This is a genomic window from Actinoplanes lutulentus, assembly GCF_003259845.1.
In the GTDB taxonomy this organism is placed as follows: Bacteria; Actinomycetota; Actinomycetes; order Mycobacteriales; family Micromonosporaceae; genus Actinoplanes; species Actinoplanes lutulentus.
In genome coordinates, this window is the sequence record NZ_QLMJ01000011.1 from 245,947 (window position 1) to 264,425 (window position 18,479).

17 protein-coding genes are annotated in these 18,479 nt (G+C 69.7%); 6 read left to right on the forward strand and 11 right to left on the reverse strand.

Going from position 1 to position 18,479, the window contains the following annotated elements; all coding sequences use genetic code 11:
* Positions 1–15: 15 nt before the first annotated feature.
* From B0I29_RS23940 to B0I29_RS23955, 4 genes are all read left to right on the forward strand, one after another.
* Complete coding sequence (locus B0I29_RS23940; protein ID WP_111651276.1) at positions 16–1,632, forward strand: GGDEF domain-containing protein; 1,617 nt, start codon at positions 16–18, stop codon at positions 1,630–1,632.
* 81 nt (positions 1,633–1,713) lie between these two features.
* On the forward strand, positions 1,714–2,088 hold the full coding sequence (locus B0I29_RS23945; protein ID WP_245972715.1) for a helix-turn-helix transcriptional regulator: 375 nt from the start codon (positions 1,714–1,716) through the stop codon (positions 2,086–2,088).
* 10 nt (positions 2,089–2,098) lie between these two features.
* Positions 2,099–2,509, forward strand: a complete 411-nt coding sequence (locus tag B0I29_RS23950; RefSeq protein WP_111651345.1) for a VOC family protein — start codon at positions 2,099–2,101, stop codon at positions 2,507–2,509.
* A gap of 98 nt (positions 2,510–2,607) precedes the next feature.
* Positions 2,608–2,934, forward strand: coding sequence for a hypothetical protein (locus B0I29_RS23955; protein ID WP_111651278.1), 327 nt, complete (start codon positions 2,608–2,610; stop codon positions 2,932–2,934).
* A gap of 258 nt (positions 2,935–3,192) precedes the next feature.
* Here B0I29_RS23955 and B0I29_RS23960 read toward each other — a convergent pair whose 3' ends face one another.
* Entirely contained in the window at positions 3,193–3,828 is a 636-nt protein-coding gene (locus B0I29_RS23960) for an HNH endonuclease family protein (protein WP_181557952.1), read from the reverse strand.
* A gap of 176 nt (positions 3,829–4,004) precedes the next feature.
* On the opposite strand from B0I29_RS23960, the gene B0I29_RS23965 reads away from it, so the two are divergent.
* Entirely contained in the window at positions 4,005–4,724 is a 720-nt protein-coding gene (locus tag B0I29_RS23965) for a GNAT family N-acetyltransferase (protein ID WP_181557953.1), read from the forward strand.
* A 347-nt stretch (positions 4,725–5,071) separates the two neighbouring features.
* On the opposite strand, the gene B0I29_RS23970 is transcribed toward B0I29_RS23965, so the two are convergent.
* From B0I29_RS23970 to B0I29_RS23985, 4 genes are all read right to left on the reverse strand, one after another.
* Positions 5,072–5,692, reverse strand: coding sequence for a 2'-5' RNA ligase family protein (locus B0I29_RS23970; RefSeq protein ID WP_111651280.1), 621 nt, complete (start codon positions 5,690–5,692; stop codon positions 5,072–5,074).
* A 41-nt stretch (positions 5,693–5,733) separates the two neighbouring features.
* Entirely contained in the window at positions 5,734–6,222 is a 489-nt protein-coding gene (locus tag B0I29_RS23975) for a hypothetical protein (RefSeq protein WP_111651281.1), read from the reverse strand.
* Positions 6,223–6,340: 118 nt separating this feature from the next.
* On the reverse strand, positions 6,341–7,381 hold the full coding sequence (locus B0I29_RS23980; protein WP_181557954.1) for a discoidin domain-containing protein: 1,041 nt from the start codon (positions 7,379–7,381) through the stop codon (positions 6,341–6,343).
* Between the two features lie 257 nt (positions 7,382–7,638).
* Positions 7,639–8,583, reverse strand: a complete 945-nt coding sequence (locus B0I29_RS23985; protein WP_111651283.1) for an AraC family transcriptional regulator — start codon at positions 8,581–8,583, stop codon at positions 7,639–7,641.
* An 82-nt stretch (positions 8,584–8,665) separates the two neighbouring features.
* Between B0I29_RS23985 and B0I29_RS23990 the strand changes: the two genes are divergently transcribed.
* Positions 8,666–9,511, forward strand: coding sequence for an NmrA family NAD(P)-binding protein (locus tag B0I29_RS23990; protein WP_111651284.1), 846 nt, complete (start codon positions 8,666–8,668; stop codon positions 9,509–9,511).
* Here B0I29_RS23990 and B0I29_RS23995 read toward each other — a convergent pair.
* From B0I29_RS23995 to B0I29_RS24020, 6 genes are all read right to left on the reverse strand, one after another.
* Complete coding sequence (locus B0I29_RS23995; RefSeq protein WP_111651285.1) at positions 9,488–9,985, reverse strand: DUF1707 and DUF4190 domain-containing protein; 498 nt, start codon at positions 9,983–9,985, stop codon at positions 9,488–9,490. The two genes, B0I29_RS23990 and B0I29_RS23995, sit on opposite strands and share 24 nt — an antisense overlap.
* Before the next feature lie 9 nt (positions 9,986–9,994).
* A complete protein-coding gene (locus B0I29_RS24000) occupies positions 9,995–10,405 on the reverse strand; it encodes a DUF1810 domain-containing protein (RefSeq protein ID WP_111651286.1) in 411 nt (136 codons plus the stop codon).
* 42 nt (positions 10,406–10,447) lie between these two features.
* Positions 10,448–11,395, reverse strand: a complete 948-nt coding sequence (locus tag B0I29_RS24005; RefSeq protein ID WP_111651287.1) for a glycoside hydrolase family 32 protein — start codon at positions 11,393–11,395, stop codon at positions 10,448–10,450.
* A gap of 45 nt (positions 11,396–11,440) precedes the next feature.
* Positions 11,441–12,262: an SDR family oxidoreductase gene (locus B0I29_RS24010; protein ID WP_111651288.1), complete on the reverse strand. Its 822-nt coding sequence runs from the start codon at positions 12,260–12,262 to the stop codon at positions 11,441–11,443.
* A 51-nt stretch (positions 12,263–12,313) separates the two neighbouring features.
* Complete coding sequence (locus tag B0I29_RS24015; protein WP_111651289.1) at positions 12,314–15,238, reverse strand: M36 family metallopeptidase; 2,925 nt, start codon at positions 15,236–15,238, stop codon at positions 12,314–12,316.
* 139 nt (positions 15,239–15,377) lie between these two features.
* The gene (locus tag B0I29_RS24020) at positions 15,378–18,395 is read right to left on the reverse strand and encodes an efflux RND transporter permease subunit (RefSeq protein WP_111651290.1); all 3,018 of its coding nucleotides are present in this window, start codon (positions 18,393–18,395) and stop codon (positions 15,378–15,380) included.
* Positions 18,396–18,479 lie beyond the last annotated feature (84 nt).

Consider the following 18,479-nt stretch of genomic DNA (forward strand, 5'->3'; position numbering starts at 1 on the left):
GCCGATAACGCAAGAGTGGAAAGGTCATCGAAGGCCGCGGAGCGGCGCCGCGAGATCATCGCGCCCGCGCTGCGTCATGACCCTCTGCTGACCGCGGCCACCTGGTGGACCATCCTCGCGGTGATCCTGCTGTTCACCCTCGCCGGGCACACCGAGTCCCAGGTACGCGTCTTCTGGGCGTTCCAGGTGCCGCTCGACGTGCTGCTCGCGTACTCGTCGTGGCGGGTCTCCCGCGTCGCGACCGGACCCACCCGGCGGTTCTGGCGCGTCCTGACGCTGGCCGGCCTGCTGTTCGTCATCGGCGACACCACGCAGACGATCACCGTGCTGCTCAACGGCGGCCAGGGGCTGACCAACGGCGGCACCGTACAGACCGCCTGCTTCGGGGTCGGTCTCGCCGCGCTGATCGTCGCGATGCTGGCCCACCCGCACCCGCAGCGCTCCGGCCGGGAACGGCTCGCGTTCTGGCTCGACTCGGCCACCGTGATGGTCGGTGGCGCGGTCGTGGCGTGGTGTTTCACGGCGGACACCAGCGGCTCGACCGCTGACCTGATCGCCAACCTGGCGGCCGGCGGCGTCATCCTCACCGCCGCCTTCGCCTCCGCCAAGATGAGCCTCAACGGCAACGCCCCGATGCACAAGGCCGCCGTCCTGCCGATGGTCATCTCCAGCGCCTTCAACAGCGTCGGCTTCTTCCTCGCCCCGGGAAGCGCGGCCACCCTGCCCGCTTATGTCTTCGCGATCCGGTTCCTTCCGTCGCTGCTGATCGCCGCCGGTCCCCGTACCCAAGAGATCATCGCCCGATTCGACCAGACGGCGTTCGGCGCCAAGCGTCGCAAGCCCTACAGCCTGCTCCCCTACGGCTCGATCGCGGTCGTCTTCACCGCCCTGGTGGTGCTGCTCAGCGACGAGAGCAGCTTTCAGAACGTCGACGAGAGCCGCCTCTGGGGTGTGATCATCGGCCTCGGCGTGATCATCGCGCTGGTCGCCGGGCGGCAGCTGGTCGCGTTCCACGACAACACCCGGCTGATCAAGGAACTCGACCACACCCTCGCCGAACTGCGCGAGCACGAGATCCGGCTGCGGCACCAGGCGAACACCGACGGCCTCACCGGGCTGGCGAACCGTACCCACCTGCAGGAGGAGATGGCCGAGGCCCTCGACGGCCACCAGCCGGGCACGGTCTCGCTGCTCCTGATCGACCTGGACGGCTTCAAAGCCGTCAACGACACCCTCGGTCACCCTGCCGGTGACGCCCTTCTCGCCGGGGTGGCACGCCGGCTGACCGAGTCGGTACGCGGCAACGACCTGGTGGCCCGGCTCGGCGGCGACGAGTTCGCGGTGCTGCTGCGCGAGTGCGACACGACCGCCGCCGAACACACCGCGCGCCGCATCCTGCGCTCCCTGGAAACCCCGCTGCCGGTCGGCAACGGCGCGATGACCAGGGCGAACGCGAGCATCGGCGCGGCCACAGCGGGACCGGACGCCGACATCGAGACGCTGCTGCGCGACGCCGACATCGCGATGTATGCCGCCAAACATGCCGGTAAGGGCTGCTGGCGCAGCTATACGCCGGCCTTGGCGGGGGTCCAGGCCAGCGAGGCGGCGCAGGCTTTGCAGCGCGCCGGCTGACTTCGTGCGTACGGAAATGTGTGCGATGGTTTCGGGGTGACCCTCGACGACCTGGTCCGGCTGAGGCGGGTCCGGGACCGGATGGACCGTGACTACGCCGAGCCGCTGGACGTCCCGGCGCTCGCGCGCGAGGCCCTGATGTCGGCCGGTCATTTCTCCCGCAGTTTCCGGGCCGCGTTCGGCGAGACGCCGTACAGCTACCTGATGACCCGCCGCATCGAGCGGGCCAAGGCGCTGCTGCGGCGTGGCGACCTGTCGGTGACCGAGGTGTGCTTCGCCGTCGGCTGTACGTCGCTCGGCTCGTTCAGCACCCGGTTCACCGAGCTCGTCGGGGAGAGCCCCAGCGCCTATCGGGCCCGTGGTCACGAGGCCGGCGCGGCGATCCCGGCCTGCTACGCCAAGATTTACACGAGACCCGTCAGGAACGGAGAAGCCGGCCGCGTGCCTCGTCCGTAGCGTGGACCGCATGACAATCACCATCGCGCAGACGTTCATCGCCGTCGACGACCACGACAAGGCGCTCTCCTTCTACCGCGACGCGCTGGGCCTGGAGGTCCGCAACGACGTCGGGTTCGAGGGCATGCGCTGGATCACGCTCGGCGCGCCCGGCCAGGACGTGGAGATCGTCCTGGAGCCGCCGCTGGCCGACCCGAACGCCTCACCCGCCGACCGCGACACCCTGGCCGAGCTGCTCGCCAAGGGTCTGCTGCGGGGCGTCATCTTCACCACGGACGACGTGGACGGCGCGTTCGAGAGGGTGCGCTCGGCCGGCGGCGAGGTGCTGCAGGAGCCGATCGACCAGCCGTACGGGGTGCGGGACTGCGCCTTCCGCGACCCGGCCGGCAACATGATCCGGATCAACCAGAAGAAGAAGTGACGGCCTTCGCCGGCCCGGCGTTCTCCGGGCCGGCACGCACAGGAATCGCACAGATCACTCATGGGTCAGGGCCAAGAGCAGGACCGACAGTAGTTCTCATGACCGACATCGCGATCCGCCTCCCGCAGACCCAGTCCTCCACCGTCGCCGTGACGCCGATCAGCTGGCGCCTGCGCGGCGCGGCGATGGCAGCGGCGTTCGTACTCGGCACCGCCGGCTCCACGGCGGCCGTCCGCCTGGCCGACCACGGCGCGGCCGTTGCGCCCGCGGTGACCGGGACCGGCGCTCTCGCCGGCGGTCTCGCCGGCACCGGGTCCACTACGACCACCGCTTTCGCGGCGACCAGCATCGCGCCGGTCTCGGCGCAGCCGTTGCGGGCGTTCGTCTACGAGCGCACGACCGGCACCGTCCGCGAAATCGCGTGAAACGCCGGGCCCCCCAGCGACACCACCCGGGCAGGAGCTCGGACAATAGCCCCGGCAATCACCCCGGAGGAAGGCGCAGTCACCCCGGAGAAAGCCGCAGTCTCCCGGGACGAAGCCGCAAGCAGGCGGGACGAAGCCCAAGCAGGCGCCCCGGCAGACGAAGACCCTCGCCAGCCCACCCCGACAACCCACAACCCCAAAGGCGATAAGTCCGGCGCTGGCGCGCCAGACTTATCGCCTTTATCAGCATTTACCAGGTCAGCTGCAGGTGTTCAACATCGTCTGAAGCGCCGTCTTCTCCGTCGACTGAAGCTTCAGCGCCCAGTAGTACTTCACCGCGATCCACATCCGGGCGTACGTGCACCGGTACGACGTGACCGAAGGCTGCCAGGTCGACGGGTCCTGGTCACTCTTCGACTGGTTGACGTTGTCGGTCACCGCGATCAGCTGCGGACGCGTCAGGTCGTTCGCGAAGAGCTGCCGCTTGGCGGTGGTCCACGCGCTGGCACCGGACCGCCACGCCTCGGCGAGCGGCACCACGTGGTCGATGTCCACGTCCGAAGCCGCCGTCCAGGTCGCACCGTCATACGGCGAGAACCACGAACCGGACGTCGCCGCACACGCCGAACTCGTCACCACGTTGCTGCCGTCCCGCTTGAGCACGGTCTCGCGGGTGTTACAGGTGCCACTGATCGTGATCCAGTGCGGGAACAGATCACGGTCATACGTGCTGGCGTTCGCCTCGGCGCCCACGGTCAGCGCGTTGAGGTAGGTCTGCGCGGTCGCCTTGGTGGGGATTCCGGTCGGCGCCGCCTCGGCCGGGGCGCCGAGGAAAAGACTGACCAGAACACCGGTCAGGACAGCGGGGATGAGGGGACGGAGGGACAGGCGCATATTGGCTCCCATCGACATGATGTCCGTGCTGGACACGCATAGAATTACGGAAGCCAAACGTCACAAGACGTCGACGCACGTGAATTTCTTGTGTCTGAACAAACAAGAACAATCGCCCAGTTCGCGTGTTCATGTTGCGCAAGGGTTTCCGTTTCACACACGGCTACGATCCGTCCATGATCGAACTCCACCTGGAGAACGCCGCGTCGATGTGGGCCTCACGGCACCCCGGCGCGACACGCGGTGACGGCTACTTCCTGACCGAACACCCCGCCGGAGCCCGCGCGATCCTGCTCGACGCGACCGCCAGCCCCGAGAAAGTCCTGGCCCTGGCCCCGAACCGCCCGCTGCTGATCGAGGACGCCTTCGGCATCCTCCCCGGCGGAACCCTCCGCATGCCCATCATGATCCGTGACCCTCAGCACCCGCCCACCCTCACCCCTTCTGGGGTACGCGTAACCGAAGCCACCGATCCCGAAGAACTGGCCGTGGCCGAACAAGTGATGGTCGACGGATTCCCGTTCCCGGCATACCAGCCGTGGTCACCGGGGCAGGCGCTTCCACCGAGCCTGCTGCGGAACCCGGGCTGGCAGTTCTGGCTGGCCCGCATCGACAGTTCACCAGCAGCAGCCGCCTACACATTCGACGACGGCACCACCACCGGCGTCTATTGGCTCGCGACAATGCCCGAGCACCGCTCCCGAGGTGCCGCCCGGGCAATCCTCAGCACAGCGATAGCCGCCCGCCCCGACCGCCCGTTCACCCTGGTCGCCACCGAGGCAGGCCGCCCTCTCTACGAATCCCTGGGCTTCACCACAGCCACCACCACAACCTGGCAAACCCGCCCACCCGTGCAACAACCACAGCCGCCGCCGCACCCAGCGAAGGCCGGCTAGCGCCCACGGTCGCCCACAAGCCAACCCAACAACCACAAGCACAAGCCAAACCCGCCCGGCCAGCGCTCGTGGTCGCGCAAAAGCCGCGTTAACGACCACAAGCACAAGCCGAACCAGGCCGGCTCGCGCTCATGGTCGCGCGGAGGAGGCCGCCGGCTCCGGCCGGCTGTCGCTCACGGCTGCCGGCTGTACGGCATGGCGACCGCCACGTACAGCCGACTCGGGACAATGCCGCTCAGCTGGAGTCGATCATGCGCGGCCATCCGAAAACGGTCACCCGCGCACCGCCGAAACAGCGGCCCGCGGTCACCATCTGGGCCGACCCCGCCAGGATCACCCCCGCGGGCTCAGTCGAGGGGGATCTCGGCTATCGGGCTCCACGTCACCGTCTTCGCCGCGGCGGATACCGTCACCTCCACCAGAAACACCGAGCTGATCCGCATCACCGCGTGACCGGGCCGCACCCGCCGCAGATCGCGCTGGATGTCGGCGTTGTCCGCCACACCATTCGCATACGCCAGCGACATGTGCGGCACCCCGGCGTTGTAACCCAGTGCCGCCTCACCCCGCACCCGCCCGATCGTCGCGTGCACCGCTGACCCCAGCGCCCCGATCCGCTCGTCGGGATGCACGTCGAACATCACGACCGACGACTGCGCGAGACAACTACCGATCGTCAGCTCAAAAGTCCCGAATCCCGCCAAATCAGCAGAAAGTGCCGAAGCCAGCTCGGCCCGGGACGACGCCGAATACCCCGTACCGAAAGCGTCAGTGATCTGCGAGATCGTGATGTGCAGCCAGCGATCCTCGACGAACGTCAGCGGATACTCCGCCAGCGCGGTCCGGCAGCCGGCCACGAGTTCACCGAGCTCCCGGTCCCGGGCGAGGTCGGGAATGGCATAAACGTGCAGGAGGGTCTCCCCCTCCGGCCATTTTCCGGTGCCATGCCGGAACACGAAGGGTTTCACGGCGGCAACTCTAGAAGGTCACCGCCGTACCCGGGAAAACCTCAGCTGACGCTACGGTCGACCGGCTCGTCCGGGTCCGAGCTCGCGCCCGACCCACCCGTGGTCGCCTTCGGGATGCTGGCCTTCAGAGCCTCGACATCCTGGCAGACCGTACGGAACTTCAGGATGCCACTGCTCACCGCGGCGACCAGGATCTGCTCGTCCGCGTCGCCGACGGAGGCCTCGGCCTTGCGGACGCTGACCTCCAGAACGTTCGCCTGAGTCGAGATCATCGTGCTCTTCGCCGTCTTCCCGGCCGTGATGATCTGGTTCGCGGACTCCAGGTCCAGGTCGTGGCCGGCTTTGCCGAGGACCGCGTTCTCCGCCAGCGTGCAGGCGGTCGCGGTGCTCTCGTCGAGGCCGGACAGGTCCGCTGCCGACGCCGCGGTGGCGGCTCCCGGTGCGGTAGTGGTGCCGTCGTTGCCGGCACAGCCGGTCAGAGCAAAGGTCAGCAGGACGCTTGTGGCGATCGCTGCGGTGGTTGCGCGCATGTCCGGCAGGTTACCGATCCGCCCCGCGCCGCCCCGCCTCCGGCTGGGGGTTTGTGACCTATATCGTCCGAATAGACCCACTGCGATGCCGATGTCACGGAGAGCAAGAACTTCTTGCTCAGCGAACCTCCAGCTCCAACAGAGAGTAACCGTAGATGCTGTTGCGCTCGGTGCCGTACATCCGCACATACCGAGCGACGGCCGCCGACGCGTCGACGGTCACGGAGCCGCCCTTGCCGGCTTTCGTACTGTAGATCGCCGTCCACTTCTTGCCGTCGATCGAGGTCTCGATCCGGTAGCTGACACCGTAGGCGTGCTCCCATTCGAGCGTCACCTGAGACAGCTGCCACTGCTCCTTCAGGTCGACGATGATCCACTGCGGGTCGGAGAAGCCACTCGACCAGCGACTCGTCGCGTCCCCGTCGATCGCGTTCGCCGGCAGCCACGGATCCCCCTCGACCGCCGACGCGGTGGCGGCTCCGGCGAGCGCGAGATTGACGCCCTTCGGATTGGCTTTCCCGACGACAGCCGGGCTGGTCGCAGCGGATGCCGCGGCCACACTCGCGGAAGCGCTCGCCGCCACCCTCGGCGACGCACTGGCGGCCACGCTCGGCACGACGCTCACCGAAGCAGCAACACCCTCAGTGACCGGTGCGGCCACCTCGACGCTACCCCCAGTCACCGCAGGAAACCCCACCTCGCTCGCGACCGGCTCGGCCACCCGCAGGGGCGCGGGCCCGCTGCCCTCTTTCTCCAGACCCCTTCGGTACGCCCAGCCGACCCCAGCCCCGGCCAGCAGCACCACCACGACGGCGAACACCACCCACCGCCCCCACCGCTTCCGAGCCCCACCGGCGACGCCCTCATCTACCGATTTTCCAGATTTGCCGGAAAAATCGCCGGGCGGGCTGGAGGCGCCGGCCCCGCCCGGACCACCGGCCAGACCCGAAGCTCCGCCCAGACCAGAAGCCCCGGATAAGCCGGAAACCCCGGGCGTAGGAGCGGCGCTGGTTCGCGGCGCCGGGCGCTGCGGCATGCGCGTCAGGCGCAGGTTCTCCGCGCGGGACGGCCGCCGCTCTCCTGCCGCACCACGCTCCTGCGCGGAGGCGGCATCGTCCGGCGGCCCGGGCTTGCTGGCGGTGGGCTCGAACCCGTTCACCCTTGTCGCTCCCCTGTCGCTTGTCCGGCGCGCGTTCTGCGGCCGCAGCGCCGTATCTTGGCGCATGTCCATGTCCGGAAAAGCACCCCGAAGCCCCGGTGATCCACAGGAATGCGGTCCTGCTGGGCGAATACCACCCCAGTGATGCCCATCACTCTTGCGTGTCGCGATAGGAAGGATTCATGAATGAACACGGACAGGATGGACACCAGCACACAACGCCAGCACCCAACGCCGGCGCGGCGCGTGGACGACGCCTACGCGGCGAGGCCCGCGCGGAACCGCTGCGGGGTCGTTCCGCGTACCCGTTTGAAGGCGACAGTGAGCGCGAACGCGTTGGCGTAACCGACCTGGCGGGCGATCGAGCTGACGGTCGCCTCGGTGTCGCGCAGCGACGCGGCGGCGAGGTCGAGGCGCCAGTGGGTCAGGTACGTCATCGGCGGCTGGCCGACCAGCGTGGTGAACCGGCGGGCGAACGCGGCCCGGGACACACCGGTGGCGGCGGCGAGGCCGGCGACCGTCCACTGCCGGGACGGCTCCTCGTGGATGGCCCGCAGCGCGTGGCCGACGCAGGGGTCGCCGTGGGCGCGGTACCAGCCGGGTGGGTCGGCGGCGGGCCGGGCGAACCAGCCGCGCAGCGCCGCGATCAGGGCGAGGTCGAGCAACCGGTCGAGGACGACCTGCTGGCCGGGCTCGTCGCGGTCCATCTCGGCGTACAGAAGGTCCATGATCGGGGATGGGACCTGGTCGCGCGGCACGTGGACGACCGGCGGCAGGGTCGCGAGCAGACGACCGGAGACGAAGCTGGAGACCTGATAGGACCCGCTGGCGATCACCGTGGCCGATCCGGAGCCGAGTCCGAGCGTGCTGGTGCCGGGCCCGAGCCGGGTGGCGGCGGTGATGTCCTCACCATCGGCCGTGATCAGCCGGTTGCCGGGGTGAACGAAAACGGTCGGCGTGGTCGCCACCGCATCGGCGACCGTGTACGGCGCCGGCCCCTGCACGATCGCCACGTCGCCCGTCTCGATCAGGGTGGGCTCGCCCTCGTCCGGCACGATCCAGGCGTGCCCGCGCACCGGGGTGGCCAGGCCGAGCGGCGCCTCGTCGCAGATCCGCAGCGACCAGGGCGGGTCGAGCACCGAGCGGCAGAACGCGGCGGTCCGGGCGCGTACCCCGTCCAGGAGGTCTCCGAGCGGGTCCATGGCATCGCAGCGTAGACGCTCAAACATGCGATTGAGGCGTACGAACATGGATCGTCTCACCAACGGCGATTTCACTGGAGACATGACTGACACCTACGCCATCACCGGCGTCACCGGACACGTCGGCGGCGCGACCGCCCGCGCGTTGAAAGCCGCGAACCACCTGGTCCGCGGCATCTCCCGCCGGCCACAGCCCGGCGGGACACAAGCCGACCTCGCTGACACCGCCGCCCTCACCAAGGCCCTCGACGGCTGTGCGGGCGCGTTCCTGCTGCTGCCCACCGTGCCGCCGTTCACCGACGCGGCACATCAGGAGCTGATCGCCTCGATGGCCGCCGCGGTGGAGGCGAGCGGCATCCCGCACGTCGTCATGCTGTCGTCCTGGGGCGCGGATCTCGCCGAGGGCACCGGCCCGATCCGCTGGCTGCACGACCTGGAGAACCGGCTGCGCGCGACCGGCACCCGGCTCACCGCGATCCGTTCACCGCACTTCCAGGAGAAGGTCGAGACGGTCCTGGACGCGGCACGAGGCGCCGGCATCTACCCGGTCTTCGCCGACGAAGCCGACACACCGATCCCGATGATCGCGACCCGCGACATCGGCGAGGCGATCGCACAGGAGCTGACGAAGCAAACCGAAAAAGCGGACAAATCCGAAATTGTCGTCCTCGACGCCCCCGCCTACACCGAACGCCAGGTCGCCGAAGCCCTCGCCACGACCCTCGGCAAGCCGCTGAAAACGATCACCATCCCCCGCGAGGCCTGGCACGACACCCTCACCACCGGCGGCGTCCCGCCCCAGCTCGCCACCGAACTGGTCGCCCTCTACGCGGCCGACGCCGACAACAAGCTCCAGCCCCGCGGCGACCGGACGATCACCGGCACGACACCTATCGAGGAAACGCTAGAAATCGTCACCCGTGGATGACACCGCGAAGAAGAACACGAACGCTATCTGCGCGATCAGCCCCAGGATGCCGAGCGCGATCCCCGTGACGGCCATCCCCCGGCCGTAGGCGGCACCCCGCGGCGGCGGTCGCAACCCGAGAACACCGGTGATGATCGCCGTGATCGAGAAGACCGGGCCGACCGGTACACACATCGTCGCCGGCAGCGACAGGATGCCGAGTATCAACGAGACCAGCGGCAGACCACCGACCGGCGGGGCGGGAGGCGGCGGCCGCGGCGGCGCGACCGGCACCACCGGGTACCTGCCGACCGGTGCCGGCAGGTCCCACACCACCTCGGAGAGCTCGCCCCAGGTCCGGCACGCGTACGCCTGCCGGGCCCGCTCGCTGAACTCCTCGATGGACAGACGGCCCTCGGCGGTCGCCTGGTTCAGCCGGGCCACGATCGCCTCACGGTCGGCGTCGGAAACCCGCATGTGGGGTTCGCGGTACATGCCCGGAGACTATCCAGGCCGGTCAAGAAGCGCGAGCGTACGCTCGTCAGGTCCCTCGTAGAACAGATCTATCACCTGATGGAAAACGGTCGGGTGGTCCGCCGACCGGGAGAACAGCGTCATCGACGACCGCAGCTTCAGGTCGTCGGGGAAGCCGAAGATCTGGTTGGCGCTCTTGTCCGGGTGGGCCAGCAGCGCCGACGAGCACGACACCAGGCGCGGGCCGAGCAGCGGATGCGCCATGAATTCACGCGCCTCGGCGAGGTCGCGGATCGCGTACTGCTGGGCGGTCGGGCTGGAGCCGAGGCCGGCGAGCTGCGGGAAGATGAACCACATCCAGTGGCTCCGCTTCTTCCCGTCGACGATCTCCGCGAGGGCACGGTCGTAGACACCCTCTTGCGCCCGCACGAATCGCTCCATGACCCGACAATTCCCGGCCGGGGCATTCACAAACGGATCAGCTCACAGCCGGCCGATCCGCAGCCCGGACAACCCCGGCACGCTGCGCCGGGCCACGCCGAGCCCGCTCACCCCCTCGACCGTCACCTCGACGATGTCGGCGTCGGCCAGCACCAGGGTCTCGCCGCCGGGTGGCATCCGCAGGATCAGCTCGCCGTTGTCGCGTACCTCTCCCCCGGCGGCGGTCAGTCCGGCGGCGCCGCTGGTCAGGTACGGGTCGAGGTGGGGGTGCGGAGTGGCGACGAGCCTCTGTCCGCGTACCGAAAGAACCCAGGGGAGACTGAAGGCACTGGCCTGACCCGTGAGATGGGCGAGCGCGCAGCGCCGCCCCGCCGTGTCCGCGAAGGTGGCCACCGGTCCGAGACGGCCGCGACCGAAAACGCCCTGATTCGCGGGCGTGAAGACGCGGCCGTCGTAATCGCCGACCGCGTAGGAACCGTCGACGAGCAGCACCCACGCGCCGTCGAGCGGGAAAAGCCGCGGGCAGCGCGCGCCTTGCCACGCGACCAGATCGGAGACGAAAGACCAGGTCAGCTGATCGGTCGATCGATATTGCACGATGCGGTCGGTGCCGGCGAGCAGCATCCGCCACGCGTCGCCGTCGTGCCACACGTAAGGGTCGCGCAGGTCCGGATCAACGGCGAGGACCTGGTCGGTGGTCCAGCCAGGCGAGCCGGTCGCGGCCGTCGCCCGCACGATCACCCCAGGGGTACGCGTGACGAAGAACGCCGGCCCGTCCACGACCGATCCACAGCCGATGTCACCGAGCGTGCCGGGCGACGGCTGCTCCCACCAGATCACCAGGTCGTCGGAGCTGGCCTGCCCGAGACCGCCGGGCTGCGTCTCGTAGAACACCTGGTACCGCCCGCCGGAGCGCAGCACGCCGTAGATCTCGCCGACCTCGCTGTCACGCGGGGTGAAGTGCAGCCGGGGTGCGGGCACGGGTTCCATGTCTATGCCTAGCACCGGTCGTCCGGTTTTCCGGCCGGCGCCAGGTCACTTTCGCAGCAGTTGCGGGAAACCGATCGGCGGGTGGCCGGTCAGGTCGGCGATGTGCGTGGTCACGGTGGCCAGTTCACCGGCGGCGATGGCCAGGTACGTGGAGACCCAGGCGTCGAGCTGCCAGCGCGGCGCGTCGTAGACCGCGCGGGACTCGTACGCCTCCTCGACGGTCTCGTCGTGGTACCGCGCTCCGAGGATCTCGGCGATCTCGGCGAGGCTGAGCGCTTCCGGCCCGGTCAGCTCGTAGGCCTTCCCGGCGTGCGCGGCCGGGTCACCGAGCACGGCCACGGCCGCGTCGGCGATGTCGTCCTGCGCCACGGCGGCCACCCGCCCGTCACCGGCCGGCCCGCGGATCACCCCGTCGGCGCCGGCCAGATGCGGCAGGAAGTCGGCGTACAGATTGTCGCGCAGGAACGTCGCGCTCAGCCCGCGCTCGCGAATGCGCTGCTCGGTGGCCCAATGATCCCGGGCAAGGGTGAAGGTGGCGTCCGGCGCCGCGCCCGCGAACGAGATGTAGACCAGATGCTCGACACCGGCCTCGGCGGCCGCGTCGACGAACGTGTGATGCTGCGCCACCCGGTCCGGCGCCTCCGACGCCGACACCATCAGCGCCGTCCGCACCCCGTCGAGGGCCTTGCGCACGGCCGGCCCGTCGTCATAGGGCGCGACCGCCGCCTCAGCGCCGGGCAGTTGCGGCGCGCGCGCCGCGTCTCGCACGAGCAACTTCAGGGGTACGCCCAGCGCGGTCAGTTTCAGGGCGATGCGTCCACCCAGCTGACCGGTCGACCCGGTGACGGCGATTGTTTCACGACTCATGGGTCCATCCTGCCGGGGCGCAAGGGTGGTGCGCCCCGGCAGGAGGAACTTCTATCGCGCGTACGCCTGGAACTCGGCGATGCGCACGTTCTGCGCCTGCGGGCTGGCCGTCGCGCAGTCCGTGTTGGCCCGCGGGTCGGCGTCCTGCTCACCGGCGTACGCCGGCGCGCCCGTGCACTGGTTGGTGACGACCTCGACCCGCAGGTGGGTGGCGGTCGTGTCCGGGATGTCGAAGTCCCGGACGATCAGCTCCGGAGCCCGCGGCCGGGGCTGCCCGGACGGGAACGCGTCCCGCTTGCTGACGTACACCCTGCGGTAGTCGGTCACCTCGACGCAGTCGTTCGTGGCCGACGCCGTGCAGGCGAGGACCGTGAACTGCCGCAGCGCGGAGAACCGGCTCTGGCCGAGCGGGTCCGCATTGCCGGCGATGGCCGGGCGCAGCATCGCGCTGACCTGTACCCGCTTGATCCGCTGCCGGTCACCGGCCAGGTCGACGGAGACGCCCTTGCCGGCGATCGGGCTGGCCAGCGAGGCCCAGTTCGTCGCCTCGTCGTCGTCGATCAGCGCGGCCACGTTCACACCGTCGCCGGTCGCCGTGGCACCGCTCGTGCCGGACGCCAGGTTGGTGGGCAGTTTCACGGTCAGGGTCCGGTCGCGGCCGGCCTTGAACTCGGTGGCCTTGACCTTCGCCGCGCCGTGCCCGGGCGCCTGAGCGATGAACGTGTACTTCCCGGCGACCAGGTCGACCGTGTCCGGCAGGGTGGTGGCCGGGTCGGTGTCGGCGACCGCGACCGCGCGGGCCTGGTAGTCACCGACGAACAGCTTCGCTCCGGGAACGACCTGACCCTTCTCGTCCAGCGGCCGGAAGGTCACCGTCGACTCGTTCGCGTACGGCGAGCTGAAGCTCGGCCGCGGGTCGACGTCGCCGGCGCCGTTGCTGAGCGCCGTCTCGCCGAGTCCACGCTTCGCGAACGCGTTCCAGATGATGTCCTGATTCTTGCCACCGAACCGGATCCGGTCGGCGGCGATCAGCGCGTCACGGGCGTCGACCTGGCTGTTGGCACTGTTCGCCAGCAGCAGGAAGGAGTCGAACACCAGCTGGATCCAGCGGCGGTTGCCGGGGCACTTGGTGACCGCGACCTTGCCGTTGGCGCAGGCCTTCTGCAGGGCCGCACTGCCGGTGCCGTACCGCTTCATGAAGGCGGCCCGGACGTCGAAGTTGGACACGCTCCAGACCTCGCCGGAGGCGTGCACCTGCAGGCCGACGAAGTCGTAGTCGACGTGGCTGTAGTTGAGCGGGCTGCGGCTCATGTTGAAGTTGCGGATGCCCGCCCCGCCGTCACCGGTCACGTACTCGCCGACGGTGTACGCGCTGCTGCCCTTCGGTATGTAGCCGTGCTCGTACAGGTACTCGATCGCGAGCAGGTCGGACCAGCTCTCGCTCATGCCCTGCGGCGAGCTCAGGCCCGCGGCCGGCCCGGCGATCATGCGGTTCGTGATGGCGTGCGTGTACTCGTGCGCGATCACCGACATGTCGTAGTCGCCGTCGACGCAGGAGCCGTAGAACGCGCCGGCGATCGGCTGCCACAGGTACATGTTCGTGATCGGCGCCTGGCCGTCCGGCGGCGTGATCTGGTTGGCGTTGTTGCGGGCCGCGAAGTCCGGCGGGCCGCCGCTGATGCCACCGGCCTGCGCGTTGCCCTGCTCGTAGTCGTTGCCCAGCCCGGCGCCGGAGGCGTTCTCGGCCTGCATGTTCCAGGTCTCCTCGGTGAACCCGAGGTGGTACGACCAGTCGTGCATCCGGTTGTGCTGGGCGAACAGGTTGGCCCGGGCCGCGTCGATGTCGTTGCGGGCGGCCGACTCGAACGTGGTCGGCGCGCACTGCTCCTCGTACCACTGGTTGGTCCAGGGGTACTGGTACTCGCGGGTGGGGCTCGGGGTGGCGGTCTCGGTGCCGACCGTGAACGGGTCGTTGGAGTTCCAGTTGTGCACCGCGATCGCGTTGTTGCCCCGGGTCGTGAACGTCGGCAGGTCGGTGGCCGGGTCGACGTCCCATGCCTGCGGGGACGCCGGCGTGCCGACCGATTCGTCACAGCGACGCGACGGCAGGAAGCACCAGGTCTTGCGGGTGTCCGCCGACGAGTTGCTGACCGGCGGCGAGTTCGGGAAGACGTCCCACTCGGGGTTGTCGCTGTCCGAGTCGACGATGCTCTCGCTGACCAGCACGGCGCCGTCCCGGGCGTCGACCCAGGTGGTGTACGCGACCGGGTCCGCCCCGGTCATGTCCTGTCCGAGCGTCACCTGGTAGGCGGCGCGCGCACCCTGCTGCGGGGTGGGAACCGCGACCAGTTCGGTGCCGAGCACCGTGGGCGCGGTGAGACCGGCGTCGGTGGCGGCGATCCGCTCGGCGTCGGCCTTGCTGAGGGTGGCGGGCGCGGGCGCGGCCGCGTCGCGGGCCAGGGAGGAGCTCACACTCCACACCTCGCCGGCGCGCAGGCCGACCGAGAGCAGGCCGTCGCGGCCCGCGGGCAGGTCGCCGAAGCGCTGCCGGAGGATGACGACGGCACCCTCGCCGAGTTTCTGCTCGGTGAGCACTTCCAGAGCATCGGCGCCGCTCGCGGTGAGGCCGAGCACGTCGAGGTTCGACGCGACGTACGCCTTCGCGGCGGCCACCGGTTCGGCCGGGAGCCCGGAGGCCAGGGGCTGGTCGACCGCCGTGAGCGCGGCGGGAGTGCCGAGAGTGTTCCAGCGGGTCAGGGCGCCCGTCTCGGCGGCGCCCCTGCGCTGTGCCGAGGTCGGCGCGAGCGAGCCGCGCCGGTTGTCCGTTGTCCTCTCGTGGTCATGGTCGTCATGAGCCCGCTCGGCCCGGGCCGGAGCGGCGGGCGCGGCGCTGCTCCCGGTCCCCGGAACGAGAATGAGCGCGGCCGCGACGAACGCTGTGGTGGATGCCGCCGACGCACGGGATGCTGTGCGCACGGTACCTCCTCTGTGGACGGCGTTTACCGATCCACTGCATCCGATCAGTCGAACGGCCCCGGCGACATGGGCCGAACATCCACAATCGATGTTGATCAATTGCGATGCCCGTCGATGTCACCGGGGCCGTCCGGCGGCCTCAGCCGACCGGTTCGAGCTCGCGTTCTGGCTGGTCGAGAGCCTGCGGACGCTTCTCGCGACGGCTTTCCACCATCGTGTAGAGGACCGGGATCAGCACCAGCGTGAGCATCGTCGAACTGACCAGTCCGCCGATCACCACGACCGCCAGGGGCTGCGAGATGAACCCGCCCGAGCCGGTGATCCCGAGCGCCATCGGGATCAGCGCGAAGATCGTGGCGAGGGCGGTCATCAGGATCGGCCGCAGCCGGCGCAGGCCACCCTCGACGACCGCTTCGGTGACCGTCATGCCGCGTTCCCGGTACTGGTTGATCAGGTCCATCAGCACGATCGCGTTGGTGACCACGATGCCGATCAGCATCAGGATGCCGATCAGCGCGGCCACGCCCATCGGGGTGCCGGTGACCAGCAGCAGGGTGATCGCGCCGACGAACGCGAACGGGATCGACACCAGCAGGATCAGCGTCTGCCGGATGCTGCGGAACACCGCGACCAGGATCAGGAACACCAGCGCGATGGCGGCGGCGATGGCGAGGAACAGCTGACCGAACGCCTCGTCCTGCTGCGCGGTCACCCCGCCGGTCTCGTACGACGCGCCGGCCGGCAGGGTGAGGGCGTCCAGGGCCTCCTGCACGGCGGTGCCGGCCGCGCCCGTGTCGTCCCCGGCCGGCGTGGCGGTGACCGTGGTGGTGCGGTCGCCGTCGGCGCGGACCCGCTGGACCGGGCCGTCGACCTGGGTCACCGTGGCGACCTTGTCGAGGCGTACCGGGCCGGTCGGTGTGGTGACGGTCAGCTCCTTGACCTCGGCGAGGCTGTCCGGAGCCGTGGCGCTCGTCGTCACCACGACGTCGTTCGCGCCGACCCGGCTGGTGGTGACGCCCTGCACGGCGGTGCGCAGCGTGGACACGATCGTCTGGTCGGTGACGCCGTACCGGGCCGCGGCCTCGCCCTTGGGCACGATGCTGATCTGCGGGGCGCTGGCGCTCAGGTCGCTGGTGACGCCGGTGACCGCGGAGACGCCGGTCAGGGCCTTCTCCACCTGCTCGGTGGCGGTGGTCAGGACGGTGTCGTCGGCGGCGCGTACCGAGACCTCGATGTCGGTACCGCCGAGGCTGCCGCCGCCGGAGCCGAAGGTCAGGTCCCCGGCACTTTCGAGAGCCTTCTCGATCGCGTCCGGGTCAGCGTCCTCGGCGAGGTTGACGCTGTAGGAGACGGTGTTCGCGCCACCGCCACCACCCAGGAAGCCACCGGACGAGCCGATCACCACCTGATAGGACTCGACACCGGCCGTCGTGGCCAGCACCTTCTCCACCTTCTGTGCCGCCGCGTCGGTGGTCGCGAGATCAGTACCGGGCGGCAACTCCTGGCTGATGCTCAGGCTCTGCTCGGCGGAGTCGCCGAGGAAGCTGGTCTTCAGCGCGCCGGCCATCGCGACCGTGGCGACCAGCAGCAGCACCGCGCCGGCCAGCACGGTCTTGCGGCGCCGCACCGACCAGGCGATCACCGGCAGGTACACCCGCGGCAGGAAGCCCCGCCGTTCCTCGGCCTCGGCCTCCGCACGGGAGACGCCGGTCGCGGGGGCCTTCAGGAACCAGTACGCCAGCACCGGCACGATCGTCAGCGACACGATCAGCGACGCCAGCATCGCCGCCGTCACGGTGATCGAGAACGGTCCGAACAGCTCGCCGACGAAACCGCTGACGAACGCGATCGGCAGGAACACCGCGACCGTGGTCAGCGTCGACGAGGTCACCGCCGACGACACCTCCCGCACGGCGGTCAGGATGGCCTGGCGGCGCGGTTCGCCGTACCCGAGATGGCGTTTGATGTTCTCCAGCACGACGATGGAGTCGTCGACGACGCGGCCCACCGCGATGGTGAGGCCGCCCAGGGTGAGGATGTTGAGCGAGTAATCCTGCGTCCAGAGCGCGGTCAGCGCGATCAGCAGCGACACCGGGATCGACACGGCCGTGACCAGGGTGGACCGTGCCGAGCGCAGGAACACCAGGATCACCACGATGGCCATCAGCAGGCCGAGAGCGCCCTCTTCGAGCAGGCCGTTCACCGACTCGCGGACCTGCGGGCCGCTGTCCGACACGACGGTCAGCTTCGCGCCGGCGCCGAGCTGGGTCTGCAGCTCGCCGAGCTGATCGGTGACGTCCGAGGAGATCGACGCCGCGCTGCCGCCGTGGTCCATCGTGATCGACACGCCGAGGCTGGGCCTGCCGTCGGTGCGCGTGATCGAGGTGCTCGGCGCATCCTCCAGCTTCACCGTGGCGACGTCCTTGAGCTGGACCGGGCCCGGCAGCCACAGGTTGCGGACCTGCTCGACCGAGGTGACCGCGGCGCCGACCGCGAGACTCAGGTCTCGGCCGTCGGTGGTGATCGAGCCGGCCGACTGGGTGCCGCCGAGGCCGGTCAGCGCGGTGATGATCGCCTGGGTCTGCTCCTTCTTCGTCGGCGTCACCGTGATGATCTGGTCCTGGGTGCCGGAGACGGACACCTCGTTGACGCCGTCGACGGCCTGCAGCGCGGGCACCACCTCGCTTGTCAGCGTCGCGGCGAGCGCTCGCTGGTCGCCGTCGGCGGTCGCGGCCAGGACCATCGTCGGCATGTCGCCGGTGCTGCCGGTCATCACCTGCGGGTCGACGCCGGCCGGCAGCTGCCGGGAGATCTTCGAGACGGCCTGCTCGATGTCGCCGGCCGCGTCACCGATCTCGGTGCCGAACGCGAACGACAGCAGCACCACGGCCGAGCCCTGCGTCGACGTGGAGGTCATGCTCTCCACCCCGTCGATACCCTTGACGGCGGTCTCGATCGGTACCGTGACCTGCTGCTCGACCACCTCCGGAGCGGCGCCCGGGTAGGACGCGACAACGGTCACCGCCGGGAACGACAGATCGGGCAGCAGCTGCTGTTTCAGCGACGACGTGGCGTACACGCCGAGCGCGACCAGGAGCACGGTGACCAGGGCCACCAGCTTCCGGTTCGTGAGACTGATCCGGGACAGCAAGGACACCAGGGACCCCGTTCGGCATCGACAAAGATTGGGCGGGCCCAGTCTTGGCGTGCGGGGGTGTGCCGCGCGTCGTCCGGCGGCGGT